Source organism: Cellulomonas soli, from assembly GCF_013409305.1.
Classification (GTDB): domain Bacteria; phylum Actinomycetota; class Actinomycetes; order Actinomycetales; family Cellulomonadaceae; genus Cellulomonas; species Cellulomonas soli.
Window position 1 is genome coordinate 2,509,416 of sequence record NZ_JACBZJ010000001.1, and the last position, 21,455, is coordinate 2,530,870.

Genomic DNA, 21,455 nt, shown 5'->3' on the forward strand with positions numbered 1-21,455 from the left:
AGTCCGGGAGGGGAAGGGCCGTCCGAGCCGGACGGCTCAGCGCAGCGCGTCCGCCAGCCGGTCGAGCGCGAGGTCGAGGTCGTCGAGCGCGATGGTCAGCGGCGGGGCGAACCGCACGGTCGCGCCGTGCGTGTCCTTGGCCAGCACCCCGCGCGCGAGCAGCCGCTCGCACAGGTCCCGGCCGTCGACCGGACCGCCCGCGTGCGTCGGACCCAGGTCGACGCCGGCCCACAGGCCGACCGTGCGGACCTCGGCGAGCAGCCCCTCCTCGGCGAGGGCGTGCAGCCGGGTCGCCAGGTGCTCTCCGAGCTCGGCGGCCCGGGCCTGCAGGGTGCCGGGCGTCAGCAGGTCGACGACCGCGATGGCCACCGCGCACGCCAACGGGTTGCCGCCGAACGTCGAGCCGTGCGTCCCCGCGGTGAGCACGCCGAGCACGTCCGCCCGGCCGACGACCGCCGAGACCGGCACGATGCCGCCGCCGAGGGCCTTGCCGAGCGTCACCAGGTCGGGCCGCACGCCGACGAGCTCGCATGCCAGCGTCGTGCCCGTGCGGCCGAGCCCGGACTGCACCTCGTCGGCGACGAGCAGCACGTCGGCCTCGGTGCAGATCGCCCGGACGGCCGGCAGGTAGCCCGCAGGAGGGATCACCACGCCCTGCTCGCCCTGGACGGGTTCGAGCAGCACGGCCACCGTCGTCTCGTCGATCGCGGCACGCACGGCCTCGGCGTCGCCGTACGGCACGACGCGGAAGCCGGGGGTGAACGGGCCGAAGCCGCGGCGGGCGTCCTCGTCGTCGGAGAACGACACGATCGTCGTGGTGCGCCCGTGGAAGTTCCCGCCCGCGACGACGATCGTCGCCCGGTCGGCGGCGACCCCCTTGACCTCGTACCCCCACTTGCGGGCGGCCTTGACCGCGGTCTCGACGGCCTCCGCGCCGGTGTTCATCGGCAGGACCATCGGCGGCCCGGCGACGTACGGGCCGATCAGCCCGGTGACCGCCCGGGCGAACGGGTCGAGCAGGTCGTGGTCGAACGCCCGGGAGGTCAGGGTGAGCCGGTCGAGCTGGTGGTGCGCGGCGGCGACGAGCGCCGGGTGCCGGTGACCGAAGTTCAGGGCCGAGTAGGCCGAGAGCAGGTCGAGGTACCGGCGGCCGTCGACGTCGGTGACCCACGAGCCCTCACCCGTCGCGACGGTGACGGGCAGCGGGTGGTAGTTGGGCGCGAGGAGACCCGCACCGGTCACGAGCGGGCTCGCGGTCATGCTCGGCTCCTTGGTGGTCGGTGCGGGTCGTCCGTGCTCAGACGAGCGTGGGACGGATCTCCAGCGTGCAGCACTTGGCGCCGCCGCCACCCTTGAGCAGCTCGGTGGTCTCGACGGGGATCGGCGTGTACCCGCGCTCGCGCAGCGCGCCGGCCAGGTGCGTGGCCGCGGGGGCCACCACGACGTTCTCCCCGTCGGAGACCGCGTTGAGCCCGAGGGCGACAGCGTCGGCCTCGACCGCGTGCACGGCGTCCGGGTAGCGCTCGGCGAGCACCTCCTGCGACGCGGGGGAGAACGCCGGCGGGTAGTAGGCGACCTGCGGGTCGTCGACGTCGGACGAGAGCACGGCCAGCGCGGTGTCCAGGTGGTAGAACCGCGGGTCGATGAGCTCGAGGGAGACGACCTCGATGCCGAAGAGGGCGGCCGCCTCGCGGTGCGCGGCCCGGTCGGTGCGGAAGCCGGTGCCGGCCAGGAGGGTGCGGCCGACGAACAGCATGTCGCCCTCGCCCTCGTTGATCTGCTCGGCCGTGTGCGTCAGGTACCCGCGGTCGGCGAACCACTTCTGGTAGGCCGGTCCCTCGGGCTGGCGCTCGGGGTAGCGGAACTTGGCGGAGTAGACGATGCCGTCGATGACGGTGGCGCCGTTGGCCGCGTAGACCATGTCGGGCAGGCCTTCGAGCGGGTCGATCGTCTCGATGGTGTTGCCCAGGTCGAGGTACGTGTCGCGCAGGCGGCGCCACTGCTGCACGGCCAGGTCGACGTCCGTGTACCGCGTCTTGTCCATCCACGGGTTGATCTCGTACGAGACCGTGTAGTGGGTCGGCTCGCACATGAGGTAGTGGCGGGCGGTACGTCCGGGCGCGCTGGCAGACATCGATCTCCTCGAGGGGACGCGGCTGTGGGTTCGTTCGAGGGTACGCGGCGGGTGCTCGTGCGCAGGTGACGCGGTGTTGCGCGCCGACCGGCGATCCGTTGTGCGATGTCCGGTCTGTCCGGCGATCCGTTGCGCGGGCTGACAGCCCGGGCCCAGCGCCGGCCCAGCCCCGGCCCAGCCCCGGCCCTGTCCCGGCACGGAGCGGTGGACGCGGTGGGCCACCGGTAGCGTCGGGGTATGCAGACACGGATCCTGGGCAGGACCGGCCGCGCCGTCGGCGTCGTCGGTCTCGGCTGCTGGCAGCTCGGCGCGGACTGGGGCGAGGTCGGCGAGGACGCCGCGCTCGCCGTCCTGCGGGCCGCCACCGACGCCGGCGTGACCTTCCTCGACACCGCGGACGTCTACGGCGACGGACGCAGCGAGCGACTGGTCGGCGAGTTCCTCGCCTCGCACGACGCCGCGGCCGGCCTCACCGTGGCCACCAAGATGGGGCGCCGCGCCGACCCGCACGTGGCCGGCGCCTACACGCTCGACGCCTACCGGGCCTGGACCGACCGGTCACGCACGAACCTCGGCGTGGACACGCTCGACCTCGTCCAGCTGCACTGCCCGCCCACCGAGGTGCTGACGCGGGAGAGCACCTACGACGAGCTCGACGTGCTCGTCGAGGAGGGCCGGGTCGCGGCGTACGGCGTCTCCGTGGAGACGGTCGACGAGGCGCTCGCCGCGATCGCCCGCCCGCACGTCGCCTCGGTGCAGATCATCCTCAACGTGTTCCGGCGCAAGCCGCTCGAGCGCGTGCTGCCCGCCGCGGCCGAGGCCGGCGTGGGCATCATCGCCCGGGTGCCGCTGGCCAGCGGGCTGCTGACCGGGCGGTACGACGAGTCGACCACGTTCGCCGCGGACGACCACCGCAGCTACAACCGGCACGGCGAGGCGTTCGACGTCGGCGAGACGTTCTCCGGCGTGCCGTACGAGGTCGGTGTGGCCGCCGCGCGCGAGGTGGGCGAGCACACGCCCGAGGGTGCGACGACCGCGCAGCTGGCGCTGCGGTGGATCATCGACCAGCCCGGGGTCACGACCGTGATCCCCGGCGCGCGCAACGCGCAGCAGGCCCGCGGCAACGCGGCGGCGGCCGACCTGGCGCCGCTGGGCGCCGCGACGCTCGACGCGCTGCGCGACGTGTACGACACCCGCATCCGGGAGCACGTGCACGACCGGTGGTGAGCCGCGGCGCCGCTAGCGTCGGTGCGGCCCCTCGGTGATCTCGCGGATCGCGGTCGTGCCGGCGCTCTCGGGCCCGGGCGCACGCTCCAGCCGCGCGACGCCACCGGGGCCGACGACCTCGAGCTCCGCCGGGAAGGACGCCGGGGCCGGGCCGAACGCCGCCCGTGCCCCGGCGACCACCGTGCGGCCCAGTGCCCGACCGCCGGTGAGGCCGATGACCGCGCCGATGCCGAACGGGGCCAGGCGGCCCAGTGCCAGCCCGCCGTGCCGGGTGGCCTGCGTGCGCACCAGGCGCCGCGTGAGCGTCGTGTTGACCGCGCGGATCGTGCCGGTCGGCATCCGGGTGAGCATCGCCCGCCCGACGTGCACGGCCGAGATCTGCGCGGAGTCACCGACCATCCGCACGCCGGACTCGCCCAGGATCGTCGCGAGCAGCAGCGTCGTGCGTCGCGGCACGTCGTCCACCTGGATGCCGTGCACGCTGGCGACCGCGAGCGAGAAGGACGCCGACGCGGCGAAGAACGTGGCCACGTCGCTGATGGTCAGCGCGGTGGCCACACCCGTGCCGACCGCGGGTGCCGCGGCGGCCGCACCGACCGCGCCGCCCGTCCCGGCCACGACGCGCAGGTACTCGCGCTCCAGCAGCGCCACGACCTGGGCGGGGTTCGCCTCCGGGTTGCGCCTGCGGACGGAGGCGACATGTGCGTGGATCACGCCGGACGGGACGGTCACGGCCCGCCTGAGCGCGGCCTGCACGATCCGCGGCACGGGTCAGCGCTCCCCGGTGACCGTCAGCTCGACGGTGGCCCCGGCCTTGAACGTGCGCCCGACCGTGCAGCTCGCGTCGATCGCGCGCTGCACCACCGCGACCAGGCGGGCCCGCGCCTCGGCGTCCAGGCTGCTGAGGTCGACGACCAGGTTCTCGACCAGCTCGGGGTAGAGGTTCTCCTCCGGGTCGGACAGGCCGCCGACCTCGATCGTCACCGCGACATCGTCCCCGAGGCGTCGCGAGAGGGCCGCGTCCGCGCTCAGGCCGCTGCAGCCGGCCAGGGCGATCTTCGCCAGCTCGCCGGGCGTGAACGCCTCCTCGTACCTGATGTCACCGATCTCGACGCGGGCGCCACGGGAGTTGTGGCCGACGTACCTGCGCTCCCCGGTGCGCTCGACCCACAGCCGGGCGCCCTGCGCGTTCTGCAGCTCAGTCATCCGGCGATACTGCCACGGCGTCACCTCCGCGTCCGGGCATCACGGCGGTGCGCCGCGACCACCAGAGCAGCCCCAGCAGCCCGAGTCCTGCCCCGAGGGTGTTGAGCACGACGTCCTGGACGGTCGGCACGCGCGTGGGCAGGAAGAGGCGCTGGCTCAGCTCGATGGCGGTCGACAGGCCGGCGGCGATCGCCACGACGGGCCAGCGCCGGGTGAGCAGCAGGCCGGCGAGCACGCCGAACGGCACGAACATCAGGACGTTCGCGACGGCCTCGACCCCGGCGTAGGTGACCGGCACGCCGTGCTCGACGAACCAGCCGATCACCGCACGGACGACGTCGAACGTGTCGTCCGGTGCCGGCGCGGGCCACAGCGTCAGGCGCACGACGGCCACCGCCCACAGCGCGAGCAGTCCCCGCAGCACCCTTCGCCCCCGCCACCAGCCCATGCCCGGCACGCTACGTGAGCGGCCGGCCGGGGCAGGGCCGTGCAGGTGGGGGGTCGGTGGAGGACCGGTGCCGGAGCCGCGCACGCCCTGCCCGCGGCGGCACGGGCCGGGTGATGACTGCCGCCGCCGGGATGTCGTGCCACCGGTTGCCGGGGGGTCGCTGGTGGGATGGACTCGCTGTCAGCAGGCCCCGCACCGAGCCACCACAGGGAGCAGACCATGGACGTCGTACCGCTCGCGCTGTACGTCGACGCCGTCGAGAGGGCGTCGTCGACCGGATACTGCCTGCCGGACGCGGCACTCGCCCAGGTGCGGACGGCGCTGCGCGGTGCGGCCCCGGTGTTCGCCGCGCTGACCGCCGAGCTCGACGGCGGCTCGCCGGCCCGGGCCAACGGTCACCTGGTCGTCTACACCGAGGACCTGGTCGCCTACGTCAACTTCACCAGGATGCCGGCGCGGGGTCCGTTGCCCGAGGACGACGACGAGGCGCTCGGGGTGTTCACGATCGAGGTCGCGGCGCGCGCGGCGCTGTCCGCGCTGTCCCTGCTGTACGCGACGGCGCCGGCCCGCGCCTACCCGCAGGACGGCGCGGGGCTGTCCGGCAACGCCCGGCTGGTGCTCACCTACGTGGGCTTCGGGAACGAGGTCGTCATCCCCACGGGCGGCGCTGTCCGGCACGACGTCGACGCGCTGTACGCGCGGCTGCTGGACGACCTGCGGTAGGGGCACACCCCGCTGCGCTGCTTCTCCGTGGTCGGCTCGGGCACCGACGAGGCCGTCGACACCAGCCCAGCCGTGACGGCCATCGAGCTCGCCCCGCAGATCGCCGCCCGTCGGCCGGGCGACCCGGTCCGGATCGTCGGCGCGTTGGCCGCACGCCGCGACGGCCGAGCGACCAGGGGCTACCGTCGGGAGGGCGGCCCGAGTCCACGACGGTCGGACGACGCCGCCCAGGGCAGGGGCAGGGCGTCGCCGAAGGCGGTCAGCAGATGGCGGAGAGCACCAGCGGCACCGCCACGGACCGCACGGATCCGTGGATCCCGGACGCCTCCTGGGCGCCCCTCTACCGCGTCGGAGGCGTGTCCGGGGCGGTGGTCGTTCTGCTCGTCGTGGTACCCGTGGTGCTGGTCTTCGCTGCGCCCGTCGTGCCGACCGACGGCGAGGCGCTGCTCACCTATGTCACCGCTCACAAGGCTGTCTACCTGACCGAGCTGATCTGCTTCGTCGGTCTGGCCGTCCCCGCGCTCGTCGTGTTCGCCGCTCTCGCCGTGGCGCTGAAGGACCTGGACAGGACCACGGCGGCTCTCGGCGGGCTCTTCGGCATCGTCTCGGAAACCGTCGCGCTCGCGCTCGGCAGCAGCCCGCAGTCCCTGCACGGCGGGGTCGTCGTGCTCGCGAACGCCTACCAGGCCGCCGGCACGGACGCCGAGAGAGCGAGCCTGGTGAGCGCCGCGGACGCGCTCATCGCCGCCACCAATGCGGTCTCCTGGGCGGGGATCCTGACCGCCTCCGGGATCCTCGTCCTCTCTCTCGCGATGCGGGGAGGATCCTTCGGGCGGGTGCTCGTGGTGCTCGTGGTGCTCGGGGTGGTCACCGGAGCGTTCGGCATCCCCGCCGAGGCCCTGCGCCCGATCATCGGGTCGGCCTACGCCGTGTACGGGCTGCTGCTGCCGGTCTGGTTCGCCCTGGTCGCGGTACAGCTCCTGCGGATCGGGCGCCGGCGCTCTCGGTGACCCGGTCCGCGCGGTGGGCCGACCTCGCGAGGCGCCGCGCACGAGGCACCTGCTCACGGCTCACGGCTCACGGCTGCGGGGCCGGCGCCGTGGTGGCGTCGGCCCCGCAGGGGTCGTGGGTTCAGGCGTTGACGAGCTCGGGCTCGCGCTCCGGGGTGCTCTCCTGCAGCGCGTGCCCCTCGGTGTCGATGCGGGGCAGGACCTTGTCGAGCCACCGCGGGATCCACCAGGCCGACCTGCCGAGCAGGGACATCGCGGCCGGCATGAGGATCAGCCGGACGATGAAGGCGTCGGCCATGACCCCGATGAACAGCCCGAACGCGATCCCGGCGGCGATGGCGAACGTCGAGGAGGCGAACCCGGCGAACACGACGGTCATGATCGTGGCGGCGGCGGCGAGCACCGGGGCGGCGCGGGAGAAGCCCTCGACGATGGCGTCCTTGGGTGCCATGCCGCGGTCGTGCATCTCCTTGATCCGTGAGACGAGGAAGACCTGGTAGTCCATGGCCAGGCCGAACAGGACCCCGACGAGCAGGATCGGCAGCAGGCTCATCATCGGGTCGCCCTGCGCGGCGCGGACCAGCGGGAAGTTCCAGCCCCACTGGAAGACGGCCGTGCTGGCACCGAACGAGGCCAGGACGGAGAGCAGGTAGCCGGCCGTCGCGATCACGGGGATGAGGATCGAGCGGAACATCAGGACGAGCAGGGCCATCGAGATGAGCACGATGACGATGACGTACTTGATCAGGGCCGTGTTCAGGGCCGCGGTCTGGTCGATGCCGATGGCCGTCTCGCCGGTGACCTCCAGGCTCACGCCGGGCACCATCGTGTCCTCGTTCGCGCGGATCGTGTGGACGAGGTCCGTGGTGGACTCCTCGATCGGACCGCCGGTGGGGATGATCGTGACGCGGGCGATGTCGCCGCTGGCGCCGATCTCGGCCGGGGTGACCATGGCGACCCCGGGCAGGGCCGCGAGGGCCTCCTCGAGCTGGTCTGTGCTGCCGGTGACGTCGGCGCCCTCGGCCAGGACGATGAGCGGGCTCTGCACGCCGCCGAACTTGTCGACGATGAGGTTGTAGGCGGTGCGCTCGGTGGACTCCGGGTCGGCGCCGCCGGGGATGGTGAACGCGGTCTTCATGGACAGGACCGGCAGGGCGACCGTGATGAGGATCGCTGCGCCGGCCAGCAGGGACAGCAGGGGGCGCTTGACGACCAGCGTGCCCCACGAGCGCAGGAAGCCGCGCTTGCCCGCGACGTCCTCGGTCCACAGGCGCCCGGCGGCCAGGTCCCGGCGGTGCTTCGTGGACAGCGCCTTGAGGCCCATGGTCTGCAGGAACACCGGCAGCAGCGTGAGGGACAGCAGCACGGCGACGAGGACGCCGAACGCCGCAGCGACACCCATCTCGGTGATGAAGCCGATGTTGGCGACCATGAGGGCCACGAGGGCGACGATGACCGTGGCACCGGCGAACACGACCGCCGTGCCGGCGGTCCCGGTGGCCCGGGCGATGGCGTCGGTGATCGTCTTGCCGCTGCGCACCTCCTGCTGGAAGCGGGAGACGATGAACAGGCCGTAGTCGATCCCGACGGCCAGGCCGAGCATCGAGGCCAGGATGATCGAGTTCTCACCGATCGGGGTGATCGACCCGTAGGCGAAGACGCCGAGGATGCCCACGCCGACACCGAACGCGGCGACCAGGAGGTTGGCCCCGGCGGCGCGCAGCGAGCCGAAGGTGAGGATCAGCACGAGGAACGCGGCCAGGACGCCGATCATCTCGCCGGCGCCCTGCTCAGGGGCACCGATCGCGACAAGGTTCCCTCCGAGCTGGACGCCGAGGTCGGTCGGGGCCTGCTCCTGCAGTGCGAGGGCTGCGTCGTAGGAGGCCTGCTGCCCGTCCTCGTCGAGGCCGACGAACGTCAGGGTCGACACCGCGACGCTCTGATCGGCGGAGATGTACGGGCTCGCAGGATCGAGCGGGTTGCTCACGGACTCCAGCCCGGGCAGCGCCGCGGCCTGGGCCAGCACGGCCTGGATCTGCTCGGCGACGGCCGGGTCGCTGACCGTGCCACCGTCCGGGGCGAACACCAGCTGCAGGGTCTGGGCGTCCGTGGCCGTCTGGGCGCTGGGGAACTCCTGGGCCATGAGCTCCAGGGCCTGCGTGGACCGAGAGCCGGGGATGGTGTCCGGGGCGGACTCGCCCATCCCGTTGACGCCGATGACGCCCGCCAGGCCGGCGAAGACGGCGAGCCACGCGATCACCACCACCGCACGGTGACGGGCGCTGAACCGCCCGAGCTTTGCGAGGAACGTTGACATGGGTGAGTACTCCCGTTTGCAGAGGCGCCGTGAACACCACCGATCCTCGCGACGCCGCGCCGCCGGCGAATCAGGCAGACGGACCTCCTCGACTACCGCATCGGCGGTACGCACCCACCCGCCGGCTACGCCGGGCGCAGCGTCGAACCGTCACCCGGTCCCGATGCCCGCTGCTAACCTGACCCGCGTGACAGCAGCGACGACCCCGGACCGACGGCTCTCCGTCGCGCCCGCGGCCTGCTGTTGTCGGCCCCGACGCTGACCGCGTCGCCCGGCGCCTGAGGCGCCGCCCCGGAGTCGCCTGGCCACCGTGCCCGGCAGGACTCCCTCCGCACCCGCCGCCGCACCACCCTGCGTGCCGCTGCGACCCGTCACCCCTTGCACGGCAGCACAGCCCGCCTCGTCGTCCGGAGGACCACCCATGTCTGCTCGCACCCTCGTCCAGGGCCGCACCGCCCGCACCCGTGCCCTCGCCGCTGCTGCAGCAGCGGCCGCCGCCCTCGTCCTGACCGCCTGCGGCGCGGCATCGGGATCGGCCTCGGACGACGGGGCCGGCGCCGCGAGCACGGAGGCCGGCTCGGCTCTCGCGGCCGTGCAGGAGGCGGGCGTGCTGCGGGTCGGCACGGAGGGCACGTACGCGCCGTTCAGCTTCCACGACCCGTCCACCGACGAGCTGACCGGCTACGACATCGACGTGATCACCGCCGTGGCCGAGAAGCTCGGCGTGGAGCCCGAGTTCTCCGAGACCACCTGGGACTCGATCTTCGCGGGCCTGGAGTCGAAGCGGTACGACGTGATCGCGAACCAGGTGAGCATCACCGACGAGCGCCTCGCGAAGTACGACTTCAGCCAGCCGTACACGGTCTCCACCGGCGTGGTGGTCGTGCCGTCGGGGAACACCGACATCACCTCGCTGGCCGACGTGGCGGGGAAGACCACCGCGCAGTCCGCGACCTCCAACTGGTCGCAGATCGCGACCGACGCGGGCGCGAACGTGGAGTCGGTCGAGGGCTTCACGCAGGCGATCGCGCTGCTCAAGCAGGGGCGGATCGACCTGACGTTCAACGACAACCTCGCCGTGCTGGACTACCTGAAGACCTCCGGCGACACCGACGTGAAGGTCGCGTTCGAGACCGACGACGTGGTCGAGCAGGGCTTCCCCGTGCTCAAGGGCTCGGACCTCGCCGCGGCCATCGACGACGCGCTCGCGGAGCTGCGCACCGACGGCACGCTCGCCGAGATCTCCACGACGTGGTTCGGCGAGGACGTCTCCGAGTGACGGCGCCGACCGGCCGCGGGCGGCGCCCGTGAACGACTCGACCTGGGAGCTGGTGCGCACGTCGATCGGCCCGCTGCTCGAAGGGGCGATCCGGGGGACCATCCCGCTGACGATCATCTCGTTCGCCCTGGGCCTGGTCATCGCCCTGCTCGTGGCGCTCGCCCGGCTGTCGCCGATCCGTGCGCTCTCGTGGCTGGCGCGTGCGTACGTCTCGGTGATCCGCGGGACGCCGCTGCTGGTCCAGCTCTTCCTGATCTTCTACGCGCTGCCGTCCGTCGGGATCGTGCTCGACCCGTTCCCGTCGGCGATCATCGCGTTCTCGCTGAACGTCGGCGGGTACGCGGCCGAGACCATCCGGGCGGCGATCCTGTCGGTCCCGCGGGCGCAGTGGGAGGCGGCGTCGACGATCGGGTTCGGACCGACGCTGACGTTGCAGCGGGTGATCCTGCCGCAGGCCCTGCGGGTGTCCGTGCCGCCCCTGTCGAACACCTTCATCTCGCTGGTGAAGGACACCTCGCTCGCCTCGACGATCATGGTGACCGAGCTGCTGCGCAAGGCCCAGGAGATCGCGGCGCCGACGTACGAGTTCATGACCCTGTACTCGTTGGCCGCGGTGATCTACTGGCTGATCTGCCTGGTACTCTCGTCCGTCCAGGGACGGCTCGAGCGGCGCCTCGACCGGTACGTGGCGACGTGACGGAGACCGACGTGACCGACGTGACCGACCCTCGCGCCGCGGGGCGCACCGCACCGCTGGTCCGGGTGCGTGCGCTGGCGAAGTCCTTCGGGGACAACCACGTGCTGCGCGGCATCGACCTCGACGTCGCCCCCGGCAGCGTCACGGTGATCATCGGGCCGTCCGGCTCCGGCAAGACGACGCTGCTGCGCTGCCTCAACGCGCTGGATGTCCCGGACGCCGGCACGGTCGAGGTGGCGGGCGTGGCCCTGGACTTCGCCGGTCGCCGCACGCAGCCCGAGCTGCGTCGTCTGCGGGCGCAGTCGGGCATGGTCTTCCAGTCCCACCAGCTGTTCCCGCACCGCACGGCGCTGGAGAACCTCATCGAGGGGCCGGTGCACGCGCAGCGTCGACCGGTCGCCGAGGCGACCGCCGCGGCCCGTGCCCTGCTGGAGAAGGTGGGCCTGGCGGCGAAGGCCGACGCGTACCCCCACGAGCTCTCGGGCGGGCAGCAGCAGCGGGTCGGCATCGCCAGGGCGCTGGCCCTGCGTCCCCAGCTGATCCTGTTCGACGAGCCGACCTCGGCGCTCGACCCCGAGACCGTCGGAGAGGTCCTCGCCGTCATGCGGGACCTCGCGGCCGAGGGCTGGACCATGATCGTCGTCACCCACGAGATCCGGTTCGCCCAGCAGGTGGCCGACCACGTGGTGTTCATCGACGGCGGGGTCGTCGTCGAGGAGGGTGCGCCGGCCGACGTGCTCGGACGGCCGGCCCACCAGCGGACCCGGCAGTTCCTGCGCCGCATCCTCGACCCGCTGTAGGGCGCTTCCCGCGGCTCGCGGGGTGCGGGTCGCGCGGGCGCTCGGTGTCAGCCTTCCGGGTCGGTCGAGCCGGTCGGCCCGGTGGCGGGGCCGTACGGTTCCAGGGGCGTCGTGAGGAACCCGGAGATGAGGCGATGGATGTCGGCGGCCATGCCCACGTCGAGGCCGTTGAGCCACAGCAGCTCCAGGCCCTCGGTCGCGGCGACGTTGTCGATGGCGGCGCGTCCGGGGTCGCCGCCGTCGGCGAGCCCGCCCTCGGCCTGGATGTGGGCGTAGGCGGCGGTCACGGCCTCGGCGATGCGGGTGAAGCGTTCGGCGAAGTAGCCGCGTGCGGGGTGGTCGGGGTCGGTGCCCTCGGCGGCGAGGGCCTTGTAGAGCCGCACCATGCCGCGCTGCGCGAGCAGGACCCGTGGCTGGACCGCAAGGTGCGCCGGGGCGGGGCCGTGCAGCTGAGCAACCTGCCGGGACGGGTCGGGCGCGGGGTGTCCGTGGCGACGTACCGGGTGGCGCAGCGGGTCGTCGGCTTCAGCTGATCGGTGCCCGCTCCGCGGCGCCGCCATCGGGAGCCGCATCGACCGCGGCCTGGATGGACGCGGCGTCGGTGCCGTCGAGCGAGAGGGGATGACGCGCGCCCGCGTGCGCCGTGAGCAGACCGGCACAGTGGACCCGAACGGCCCTCCTCTAGCGAAGGGAGAGCCGTTCGGGTCGTGTGTCACCGCTGGTGCTTGCTAGCCGACCTGGGCAGGAGGACTGCGAGAAGCGACAGCAGCGCCGCCCCGGCAACCAGGTTCATCCACTTGGCGTCAAGCGCGCTCGTGAAGGTGAGGATGCTCACCACGATCCACGCCGCACAGAGAGTGATCGCGGTGATCTGGAGTGCGTGTCTCACCTTGCCCAGCATACGGATCCCACGCCGTTCACGTACTTGTAGTTAATGCCTCGATCGTTCCAGTCGCAGAGGGAGAAGACTGCGCCGCCAGCCCACAGTACGCCGGCGATCACGGCAGCTAGCCCACCGCCCACGCCAGTCCAAGCCATGATCGCTGCGGTCAGGCCGGAGGCGGCCGCGGCCGTGTTGAAGACTGCCGTCAGCCTGCCGGTTGCCCAGTGGTCCAGCCAGATTGACCAGCCCCACCAGTAGGAGGTGGCCGAGCCGTGTGAGCCTGCGCTCGCGATCTTGGAGCCGGACGAGCCACCCAGGAGCGGCTTCGAGATCGACGGGCTGCCGAACCCGTCGGCGGTCAGTGTGGAGTTCGTCTTCGCGACTATGCGGGCGGCCTGCGCGTATCCGTCAGAGTCCGCAAGCACTACGGACTCCGGTGCGTTGATCACGTACTGCCCGCCCGAGAGCCTGACGTACGGGTCCCACTTCGCGATGAGTGGGTCAGTCGCGTTCGGATCCGCGACCGTGATTGCACCTTCATCGCTCGGGGCGCTGGGAAGGGTAATCGGTCCCCCCGCCGAGGGAGTAGCGCTGGCCGGTGTCACGAACAGTGTCGCCGCTGTTGCGAGAGCAACGGCGGCAGCGATGGTTGTACCGAGTCGTCGCACCTACATCTCCTATCCTGTCACAGTGGATCTGACCTGGGCAATGCCGACCATAACGGCCGAGCGGGTGCTTGGGGGTGGACTTGGAGAGGCGGAGTTTGTCGTCGGCGACCCATCCCGGCGTGACGAGGGCCCCGGCGCCCGCCGCCTGAGCCTGGACACGCCGATGGTCAAGTCCCCGGGCGTGGTGTGTAACGGCTCTCCCGTGTTCTTCGGGTCTTAGGCGCTGAGCGCCGGGAGCTGGGGCGGGTTCACCTCCTGTCGCTCGTCGGGGAGGGCGGTCGGGCGTGAGCGGCCCAGGACGTCCAGGGCGAGGTGGCGGCGGCCTTCGGCCCCGTCGTGCTGTTCGGCGAGCACCGCACCGGCCAGGCGGATGATCGCGGTGCGGTCGGGGACGACCCCCACGACGTCGGTGCGGCGGCGGATCTCCCGGAGGTCGCGACCATGGAGGTCAGGGCCGCCTCGGCGCGGCGGCGTCGCTCCAGAAGCCAATCCGGGAAGTAGGTCCCGGCGCGCAGCTTGGGGATCGCCACGTCCATCGTGCCGACCCGGGTGTCGAAGTCCCGGCGCCGGTACCCGTTGCGGGTGTTGGTCCGCTCTGCAGACCGCACGACGTACTGGCGCCGCAGATCGCGTCCGCCTCGGCGCTCATCAGCGTGTCGATGAGCGTGGGCAGCGGGTCACGCGGCAGGTCCGGGGACGCGTTCTGAAGCTACTCGTGCAGGTAGCGGGCAGGCTCGATACTGGGTCCAGCGGTCATCGCATGCTCTTCTCTCGAGTCGACTTGGTAGGTCTCTCGAGGAATCACGCGGTCGCCGCCTAAGCGCCTACGACGACGCCCTCACGGGCCGGCTCGCGCACCACTCTGCGGGACGCCACTGTCACTGTTGCCGTCGACCCGACCCGACACGTGGTCCGGTGGCTGTCGACTTCTGGTGACGGGTGCCTGGTCTGCGACCTGTGACGGGTCCGTGGCCGGTCCGGACGTCGCGGCGTGCTGCCCCAGCGGTGCGGTGAGGAAGCCGGAGATGAGGCGTTCGATGTCGGCGGCCATGTCGACGTCGAGGCCGTTGAGCCATAGGACCTCGAGGCCTTCGGTGGCGGCGAGGGTGTCGATGGCGGCGCGGCCGGGGTCGACGCCGTCGACGAGCCCGCCGTCGGCCGCGATGGCTTGGTACGCGGCGGTGACGGCCTGCGTGATCCGCGAGAAGCGTTCGACGAAGTAGTCGTGCGCGGGGTGGTCGGGGTCGGTGCCCTCGGCGGCGAGGACCTTGTAGAGCTGCACCATGCCGCGCTGCTCGCCCTGGCGGCGGGAGATCTCGACGAGCCCGGCGAGGAAGTCGCGCCCGGTGCGTCCGGCCAGGACGTCCTCGGCGCCGTGGTCGCGGCTCTCGAGGACGGCGCGCAGCAGGGCGACCTTGCCGCCGGCGAAGTGGTGCAGCACGCCGGTCTGGGTCATGCCGACCTGGCGGGCGATCTCGTTGACCGAGCTGCCGGTGTACCCGGAGCGGGCGAAGACGACGTGGGCCGCCTCGAGGATCTGTGCCCGTCGTTCTGCGCTCTTGCGGTACTCACCCCGGGGCCCGGCCATGGCTGCAGGCTAGTGGCGTCAGCGAAAATATTGACGTTGGCATATTTTCGCGGTTACGGTTCCCCCATCCCCGGAGACGGGGCGTCAACGTCGACACCGGCCGCAGCGTCGCGGCCCCTTCCTCCAGGGAAGTCTGATGACCATCCACGCTGAATCGACTCAATCGCTGGACCCCGCCGACGGCGGACTGCACGACCCGGCCGGGTTCGCGCCCACCACGTCCGGGTCGACCGCCAGGACCATCGCCCTCGTCCTCATCGCCGCCGTCGGCATGTACGTCATGGCGATGAGCCTGTCGACCGCACTCTCGCTGCGGATCGCCTCTGTCGCACCGGACACCAAGGACGTCCTCTACAGCCGCATCGTCTCGATCGGCGCGCTGGCGATGCTCGTGGTCGTCCCGCTCGCCGGGGCGCTCTCCGACCGGACCACCAGCCGGTTCGGCCGCCGCCGGCCGTGGATCGTCGCCGGGCTGCTCGTCACCCTGCTCGGCGCCCTCGTGGTCGGCGCGTCGTCGAACCCGCTGGTGATCGGCGCGGCCTACATCGTGGCGGTGGCGGCCATGCAGGCCGGCTTCAACGCCTACGCCGTGATCCCGGTCGAGGCCGTGCCCGACGCGATGCGTGCCCGGGTCATGGGCGTCATGGGCCTGTTCGGCGCCCTGGCGTTCTCCGGCGGCTCCTACCTCACCGGGGCGCTCGTCGATCAGCCCCTGCTGCTCATGACCGTGCCCGTCCTGCTCGCCCTGGTCGCCTCCCTGCCGCTGCTCGCGCTGTACCGCGACCCGGTCAAGGTCCGCGCCGAGGTCCCCGCGCTCGACGTGCGCTCGATGGTCGGCGGGATGATCGTCAACCCGCGCAAGCACCCGAACTTCGGCTGGACGTGGCTGGCGCGGTTCCTGGCCGGCATGGCCATGGCCGCGCTGTTCACCTACTTCATCTACTTCATGATCGACGTGCTCGCGGTGCCGCTGCCCGAGGTCGGCGCCAAGGCCGGTCTGCTCACGCTCATCTCGGCGCCCGTGTCGATCATCTGCTTCACCGGCTCGGGGTGGCTCTCGGACAAGATCGGGCGCCGCAAGCCGATCGTCGCGGCCGCCGCGCTCTTCATGGCCGCGGGGCTCGTCCTGGGTGCCACCGCGTCGAGCTTCAACGGGTTCGCCGTCGCCTGGGTCGTGTTCGCCGTCGGCCAGGCCGCCTACCTCACGGTGGACCTCGCGCTGTGCGCCTCGGTCCTGCCCGACTCCCGCGACGCCGGCAAGGACATGGCCGTCTTCGGCCTCGCGCTGAACATCCCGAACATCCTGGTCCCGGCCCTCGGTCCGACGATCCTGGCCCTGGGCGGCGGGCAGAACTACACCGTGCTGTGGATCGGCGCGGCCGTGCTGTGCATCACCGGGGCAGCGCTCATGCCGCTCATCAAGGGGGTGCGCTGAGCACCTGCTCCACGGATGAACCCACGGCGGCCCGGGCAACCCGCGCCCGGGCCGCCGGCGCACGCACGCGGGCCGCAGAACGCACGAACGACGAGGTGTACGACATGACCAGCACGTTCCCCGACGGCTTCCTCTGGGGTGTGGCCACCGCAGGCCACCAGGGCGAGGGCGGCAACGACCGCAGCGACATGTGGACGTTGGAGCACACCACGCCGTCGCTGTTCGTCGAGCCGAGCGGACCCGCCTGCCGGCACTACGACCTGTGGGAGGACGACCTCGACCTCGTCGCCGACCTCGGCCTGAACGCCTTCCGGTTCTCGGTGGAGTGGGCGCGCATCGAGCCCGAGCGCGGGGTCGTCGACGCCGCAGCCCTCGACCACTACGAGCAGGTCGTGGACGGGTGCCTGGCCCGGGGGCTGGCCCCGGTCGTCACGTTCAACCACTTCGCGTCCCCGCACTGGTTCGCCGCCTCGGGGTCGTGGCTCGCCCCCGACGCACCCGCGCTGTTCGCGGACCAGTGCGACCGGGTCATGGCCCGGTTCGGGGACCGCATCGCGACGGCCGTGACCCTCAACGAGCCGAACCTCGAGCAGGTGCTGCAGGCAGGCGGCAAGCTGCCGCCGATCGCCGAGCAGATCAAGAAGGAGATGCTCGCCGCCGCCGCCCGCAACGCAGGTGTCGAGCGGTACTTCGCCTCCAACGTCATCCCGGCCGAGCAGCAGGAGGCCTTCCAGGGCGCCTTCACCCAGGCCCACCGTGCCGCGGTCGCGGCGATCAAGGCCCGCAGGGCCGACCTGCCGACAGGGGTGTCGATCGCGATCCTCGACGAGGTGGCCCTGCCCGGCGGTGAGGAGCGTCGCGACGCCAAGCGCGCCGCGGTCTACGACCACTGGCTCACCGTGGCGCGCGAGGACGACTTCGTCGGCGTGCAGAACTACGAGTCGGCCTTCCACGGACCCGACGGCGAGGTCGTCCCCGACGGCCCCCGCAACGGCATGGGCACCCTGGTTGAGCCGGCGTCGCTGGCCCGGTCGGTGCGGTACGCGCACGAGGTCTCCGGCGTCCCGGTGCTGGTCACCGAGCACGGCATGCAGACCGAGGACGACGCGCAGCGTGCCGCGTTCGTGCCGCAGGCGCTCGATCTCCTGGCCGCCGAGGCCGCCGCGGGCACCCCCGTGCTCGGGTACCTGCACTGGACGCTGCTGGACAACTTCGAGTGGATCTTCGGCTACGGGCCCAAGCTCGGGCTGGTCGAGGTCGACCGAACGACCTTCGCCCGCACCCCCAAGCCTTCCGCGTACGCGTACGCGCGGGCTGTGGCGGGGTACCGGCCCGCCGTGGTCGGCTGAGCGGGGGCGGGCCGTCATGGCGCTGAGGGTCGCGACGCGCTGCCGGGTCGTCGTCGACAACGACTTCGCCGGTGACCCCGACGGGCTCGTGGCGCTCGCGCACCACCTGCTCTCGCCGGGGCACCGCGTGGACGCCGTGACCAGCTCGCGGCTGTCGCCGGTGTTCGGTCCGCCCGCCGGCGGCGCCGCGGCCGGGGCGGCGTACGCGGCCGAGCTGGTCGACCTCGTCGGTGGGGCGGCCCGCCCGGTCGTCGCCGCCGGCGGGGACGTGCCGTTCGAGGAGACCCAGGGGCTGTCCGCCGCTGCCGCTCTCATCGTCGAGCAGGGCCGCCGGGACGACCCGCTCCCGCTGGTCCTGGTCTGCGGGGGACCGCTGACGACCGTCGCCGAGGCCCTGCGGGCGGCACCGGACCTCGTGGACCGGATCACCCTGGCCTGGGTCGGCGGAGCGCGGTCCGCCGTCGAGGAGTACAACCGCGACACCGATCCGGCGGCCGCCGCGTTCGTGCTCGGCCTGCCCGGCCTGGCCGTGCGGCAGTTCCCGCTCGAGACGTACCGGCGCTGCGCGTGGAGCCTTGCGCAGGTCGAGGACCTGCTCAGCGGCGCCGGACCCCTGGGGGCCTGGTTGTGGCGGCGGTTCGTCGAGCTGCCGCTGCCGCCCGGGTTCGCCGTCGACGCGGTGTGGCCCCTCGGTGACAGCGCCCCGCTCATCGGCACGGCGCTGTCGCAGGAGTCGAGCACGTTCGAGCGGGCGTCGGACGGACCCGCCGACCGCCTCTTCTGCACGGACCTGGACACCTCGTTGCTGTTCGGCGACATGGTCGCCCTGTTCCGACGGCACGCCGCGGCCCACCCGGCCTGACGTCGCCGCCCCGCCCCACCCCTGCGCCCCCGGAGAGCACCCATGACCGCCGACCTGCACCTCGACCCCGTCGTGGTCGAGCACCACCGCACGCCCCTCGGCATCGGGGAGCGCCGCCCGCGCCTGTCGTGGGCCGCCCGCACCGCGACGCCCGGGTGGCACCAGAGCGGCTACGAGCTCGAGGTCACCGACCCCGACGGCACGGTTGCCGCGGTGCGCACCGGTCACGTGACCTCCGACGAGCAGGTGCTCGTGGCGTGGCCGGCCGCACCTCTGGGCCCGTGCGAGCGGCGCGCGGTCCGGGTGCGCGTGTGGGGTCCGGGCGACGACGCGCCGTCGGCCTGGAGCGAGCCGACGGTGCTCGAGACGGGTCTGCTCGAGCCGGCCGGGTGGCAGGCCGTCATGGTCGGCCCGCGCCTGCCGGCCACCGGCGCCGAGGGGGAGCCGGCGGCGCTGCTGCGCGGGGCGGCGCACGTGCCGGGCGACGTCGTGCGGGCCCGCCTGCGGGTCACCGCGCACGGCGTCGTCACGGTGCACCTCAACGGCCAGGTGGTCGGCCAGGACGTGCTCACCCCCGGCTGGACCACGTACGAGCACCGCCTGCGCTACGCCACGCACGACGTCACCGATCTGCTGCGCGAGGGGTCGAACGTGCTCGGCGCCCACCTGGCCGACGGCTGGTACCGCGGGTTCCTCGGCTTCGCCGGGATGCGCGACGTCTACGGCGACCGCACGGGCGTGCTGCTGCAGCTCGAGGTGGACCACGCCGACGGCACCCGCACCGTGCTCGGCACGGACTCCTCGTGGCGCTGGACCCTCGGCCCGGTCACCCGCGCCGACCTGTACCTGGGCGAGACGCACGACACGCGTCGCGAGCTGCCCGGCTGGGACGAGCCCGGGTTCGACGACACGGGCTGGCAGGCCGCCGACGTGCTGCCCTGCGACCTGTCACGCCTGGTGGAGCCCACCGGCCCCGGGGTGCGCCGCACCCAGGTGGTCGCCCCCGTCGAGATCCTCACCACCCCCGCCGGGGCCACGGTCGTGGACCTCGGTCAGAACCTCGTCGGCCGCATGCGCCTGCACCTGCCCGACGCACCCGCCGGGACGGTCGTGCGGCTGCGCCACGCCGAGGTGCTCGAGCACGGCGAGCTCGGCACCCGCCCGCTGCGTGCCGCACGCCAGACCGACGAGATCGTGCTCGACGGCCGCGGGCCGCGCACCTGGGAGCCGTCGTTCACGACGCACGGCTTCCGCTACGTCGAGGTCACCGGCTGGCCGGGCGCGCTCAGCACGGCCGACCTCGAGGCCGTGGTGCTGCACACCGACCTGCGTCGCACCGGCACGTTCGCCTGCTCCGACCCGCTGCTGGACCGCCTGCACGAGAACGTCGTGTGGGGCATGCGCGGCAACTTCCTCGACGTGCCCACCGACTGCCCGCAGCGCGACGAACGCCTCGGCTGGACCGGTGACCTGCAGGTCTTCGCCCCCACGGCCGCGTTCCTGTTCGACACCACCGGCATGCTCACCGGCTGGCTCGCCGACCTGGCCGCCGACCAGCACGCCGACGGCGTCGTGCCGCCCTACGTGCCGATGGCCGCCATGGACCCGCACATGCCGCCGCTCGGCGCCGAGGCCGGCTGGGGCGACGCCGCGACCCTCGTGCCCTGGACGCTCTACGAGCGCACCGGCGACGCCGGGGTGCTGCGCACGCAGTGGTCGTCGATGGTCGCCTGGGTGGACGCGTTCGCGGCCCGCGCCGGCGACGACCTGGACTTCTCGTCCGGCGGGTTCTCGTTCGGGGACTGGCTCGACGCCTCGGCCCCCGACGACCAGCCGTGGAAGGCCCGCGTGCCGTGGCAGCTCGTCGCCACCGCGTACCTGGCCCGCTCGGCCCGCGTGCTCTCCCAGGCCGCCGAGGTCGTGGGGGAGTCGGACGCGGCCGTGCGCTACGGCGCGCTCGCGGACAGCGCCGCGGCCCGATTCCGTGCCGAGTACCTGACCCCCAGCGGCCGCGCCGCCTACCCCGCGCAGACCGCGTACGCGCTGGCCGTCGCCTTCGACCTGCTGCTGCCCGAGCAGCGCGCGCACGCCGGGCAGCTGCTCGCCGAGCAGGTCGCCGCGGACGAGTTCCGCATCGGCACCGGGTTCCTGGGCACGCCCCTGGTGTGCGACGCGCTCGCGGACACCGGGCACGGCGCGACCGCCTGGCAGCTGCTGCTGCAGCGCGAGTGCCCGTCGTGGCTGTACGCCGTGACGATGGGTGCCACGACCGTCTGGGAGCGCTGGAACTCGATGCTGCCCGACGGGTCGATCAACCCCGGCGGCATGACCTCGTTCAACCACTACGCGTTCGGCGCCGTGGCGGACTTCCTGCACCGGCGCGTGGCCGGCCTGGCCCCTGCGGCACCGGGATACCGCCGGCTGCGCATCGCACCGCTGCCCACCCGCTCGCTCGACTGGGCCGCCGCGACGCACGAGACCCCTTACGGGACCGCCGCCGTGCGGTGGGAACGCACCGGGGACGACGTCGTGCTCACCGTGCTGGTCCCACCGTCGACGACGGCGCAGGTGGTGCTTCCCGACGGCTCCGAGCCCGTCGAGCTCGCGCCAGGGGAGCACCTGCTCGCGTTCACCCTGCCGCCCGAGCGTGCGGCTGAGCGTGCGGCGGAGTTCTCCGCCGGGTGAGGACGGGCGGCGCGGCTGCGGCGGCATCCGATCGATGAGCCGCCGCGGTTGTCGTCGATGCATCTAGTGAGGGCACTCATAAATGAGTATACTCGGTTCGTCCGATGAGGGCGACCCCGTACTCACCCACCTCACGAAGGAGCC

At 72.8% G+C, this 21,455-nt stretch carries 21 protein-coding genes and 1 pseudogene; 10 read left to right on the forward strand and 12 right to left on the reverse strand.

Annotated elements, in window-relative coordinates; translation table 11 throughout:
* Window positions 1-36: 36 nt before the first annotated feature.
* Together rocD and ddaH are read right to left on the reverse strand one after the other, a co-directional pair.
* Complete coding sequence (rocD, locus tag BKA22_RS11660; RefSeq protein WP_146954169.1) at window positions 37-1,260, reverse strand: ornithine--oxo-acid transaminase; 1,224 nt, start codon at window positions 1,258-1,260, stop codon at window positions 37-39.
* A 37-nt stretch (window positions 1,261-1,297) separates the two neighbouring features.
* Complete coding sequence (gene ddaH, locus BKA22_RS11665; RefSeq protein WP_146954170.1) at window positions 1,298-2,134, reverse strand: dimethylargininase; 837 nt, start codon at window positions 2,132-2,134, stop codon at window positions 1,298-1,300.
* A 237-nt stretch (window positions 2,135-2,371) separates the two neighbouring features.
* On the opposite strand from ddaH, the gene BKA22_RS11670 reads away from it, so the two are divergent.
* On the forward strand, window positions 2,372-3,361 hold the full coding sequence (locus BKA22_RS11670; protein WP_146954171.1) for an aldo/keto reductase: 990 nt from the start codon (window positions 2,372-2,374) through the stop codon (window positions 3,359-3,361).
* A 12-nt stretch (window positions 3,362-3,373) separates the two neighbouring features.
* Here BKA22_RS11670 and BKA22_RS11675 read toward each other — a convergent pair whose 3' ends face one another.
* From BKA22_RS11675 to BKA22_RS11685, 3 genes are read right to left on the reverse strand one after another with little or no spacing between them, the layout of a single operon-like run.
* The gene (locus BKA22_RS11675; protein WP_179561754.1) at window positions 3,374-4,129 is read right to left on the reverse strand and encodes a hypothetical protein; all 756 of its coding nucleotides are present in this window, start codon (window positions 4,127-4,129) and stop codon (window positions 3,374-3,376) included.
* Between the two features lie 3 nt (window positions 4,130-4,132).
* Complete coding sequence (locus tag BKA22_RS11680) at window positions 4,133-4,567, reverse strand: OsmC family protein (RefSeq protein WP_146954172.1); 435 nt, start codon at window positions 4,565-4,567, stop codon at window positions 4,133-4,135.
* Window positions 4,560-5,015 (reverse strand): VanZ family protein, encoded by a 456-nt coding sequence (locus BKA22_RS11685; protein WP_146954173.1) that lies wholly within the window; start codon window positions 5,013-5,015, stop codon window positions 4,560-4,562. The genes BKA22_RS11680 and BKA22_RS11685 overlap by 8 nt, the downstream gene beginning before the upstream one ends.
* A gap of 219 nt (window positions 5,016-5,234) precedes the next feature.
* On the opposite strand from BKA22_RS11685, the gene BKA22_RS11690 reads away from it, so the two are divergent.
* Together BKA22_RS11690 and BKA22_RS11695 are read left to right on the forward strand one after the other, a co-directional pair.
* Window positions 5,235-5,738, forward strand: a complete 504-nt coding sequence (locus tag BKA22_RS11690) for a hypothetical protein (protein WP_146954174.1) — start codon at window positions 5,235-5,237, stop codon at window positions 5,736-5,738.
* A gap of 266 nt (window positions 5,739-6,004) precedes the next feature.
* Entirely contained in the window at window positions 6,005-6,748 is a 744-nt protein-coding gene (locus BKA22_RS11695) for a hypothetical protein (protein ID WP_146954175.1), read from the forward strand.
* 121 nt (window positions 6,749-6,869) lie between these two features.
* Here the strand turns inward: BKA22_RS11695 and BKA22_RS11700 are convergent, their stop codons facing one another.
* Window positions 6,870-9,065 carry an MMPL family transporter gene (locus BKA22_RS11700; RefSeq protein WP_146954176.1) on the reverse strand — a complete coding sequence of 732 codons (2,196 nt, stop codon included), beginning with the start codon at window positions 9,063-9,065 and terminating at the stop codon, window positions 6,870-6,872.
* A 421-nt stretch (window positions 9,066-9,486) separates the two neighbouring features.
* On the opposite strand from BKA22_RS11700, the gene BKA22_RS11705 reads away from it, so the two are divergent.
* From BKA22_RS11705 to BKA22_RS11715, 3 genes are read left to right on the forward strand one after another with little or no spacing between them, the layout of a single operon-like run.
* The gene (locus tag BKA22_RS11705; RefSeq protein WP_146954177.1) at window positions 9,487-10,344 is read left to right on the forward strand and encodes a transporter substrate-binding domain-containing protein; all 858 of its coding nucleotides are present in this window, start codon (window positions 9,487-9,489) and stop codon (window positions 10,342-10,344) included.
* Between the two features lie 28 nt (window positions 10,345-10,372).
* The gene (locus BKA22_RS11710) at window positions 10,373-11,041 is read left to right on the forward strand and encodes an amino acid ABC transporter permease (RefSeq protein ID WP_146954178.1); all 669 of its coding nucleotides are present in this window, start codon (window positions 10,373-10,375) and stop codon (window positions 11,039-11,041) included.
* Window positions 11,042-11,052: 11 nt separating this feature from the next.
* Entirely contained in the window at window positions 11,053-11,841 is a 789-nt protein-coding gene (locus BKA22_RS11715) for an amino acid ABC transporter ATP-binding protein (RefSeq protein ID WP_307725901.1), read from the forward strand.
* Between the two features lie 47 nt (window positions 11,842-11,888).
* Here BKA22_RS11715 and BKA22_RS11720 read toward each other — a convergent pair whose 3' ends face one another.
* From BKA22_RS11720 to BKA22_RS11740, 6 genes and pseudogenes are all read right to left on the reverse strand, one after another.
* The gene (locus BKA22_RS11720) at window positions 11,889-12,401 is read right to left on the reverse strand and encodes a hypothetical protein (RefSeq protein WP_146954179.1); all 513 of its coding nucleotides are present in this window, start codon (window positions 12,399-12,401) and stop codon (window positions 11,889-11,891) included.
* Window positions 12,402-12,553: 152 nt separating this feature from the next.
* Window positions 12,554-12,730, reverse strand: a complete 177-nt coding sequence (locus BKA22_RS11725) for a hypothetical protein (RefSeq protein WP_179561755.1) — start codon at window positions 12,728-12,730, stop codon at window positions 12,554-12,556.
* A complete protein-coding gene (locus BKA22_RS11730) occupies window positions 12,727-13,392 on the reverse strand; it encodes a hypothetical protein (protein WP_146954180.1) in 666 nt (221 codons plus the stop codon). The genes BKA22_RS11725 and BKA22_RS11730 overlap by 4 nt, the downstream gene beginning before the upstream one ends.
* A 216-nt stretch (window positions 13,393-13,608) precedes the next feature.
* A complete protein-coding gene (locus BKA22_RS11735) occupies window positions 13,609-13,794 on the reverse strand; it encodes a hypothetical protein (RefSeq protein WP_371863672.1) in 186 nt (61 codons plus the stop codon).
* A gap of 29 nt (window positions 13,795-13,823) precedes the next feature.
* Window positions 13,824-14,149 (reverse strand): annotated as a pseudogene (locus tag BKA22_RS19855) (transposase); the annotation flags it as partial.
* An 81-nt stretch (window positions 14,150-14,230) separates the two neighbouring features.
* Complete coding sequence (locus tag BKA22_RS11740) at window positions 14,231-14,980, reverse strand: TetR/AcrR family transcriptional regulator (protein WP_146954182.1); 750 nt, start codon at window positions 14,978-14,980, stop codon at window positions 14,231-14,233.
* A gap of 136 nt (window positions 14,981-15,116) precedes the next feature.
* On the opposite strand from BKA22_RS11740, the gene BKA22_RS11745 reads away from it, so the two are divergent.
* The 4 genes from BKA22_RS11745 (at window position 15,117) to BKA22_RS11760 (ending at window position 21,311) form a co-directional block, all read left to right on the forward strand.
* Window positions 15,117-16,415 (forward strand): MFS transporter, encoded by a 1,299-nt coding sequence (locus BKA22_RS11745; RefSeq protein WP_146954183.1) that lies wholly within the window; start codon window positions 15,117-15,119, stop codon window positions 16,413-16,415.
* Between the two features lie 104 nt (window positions 16,416-16,519).
* The gene (locus BKA22_RS11750) at window positions 16,520-17,764 is read left to right on the forward strand and encodes a glycoside hydrolase family 1 protein (protein WP_146954184.1); all 1,245 of its coding nucleotides are present in this window, start codon (window positions 16,520-16,522) and stop codon (window positions 17,762-17,764) included.
* A gap of 16 nt (window positions 17,765-17,780) precedes the next feature.
* Window positions 17,781-18,626 (forward strand): nucleoside hydrolase, encoded by an 846-nt coding sequence (locus BKA22_RS11755; RefSeq protein WP_146954185.1) that lies wholly within the window; start codon window positions 17,781-17,783, stop codon window positions 18,624-18,626.
* A gap of 42 nt (window positions 18,627-18,668) precedes the next feature.
* Entirely contained in the window at window positions 18,669-21,311 is a 2,643-nt protein-coding gene (locus tag BKA22_RS11760; RefSeq protein WP_146954186.1) for a family 78 glycoside hydrolase catalytic domain, read from the forward strand.
* Window positions 21,312-21,455: the final 144 nt, after the last annotated feature.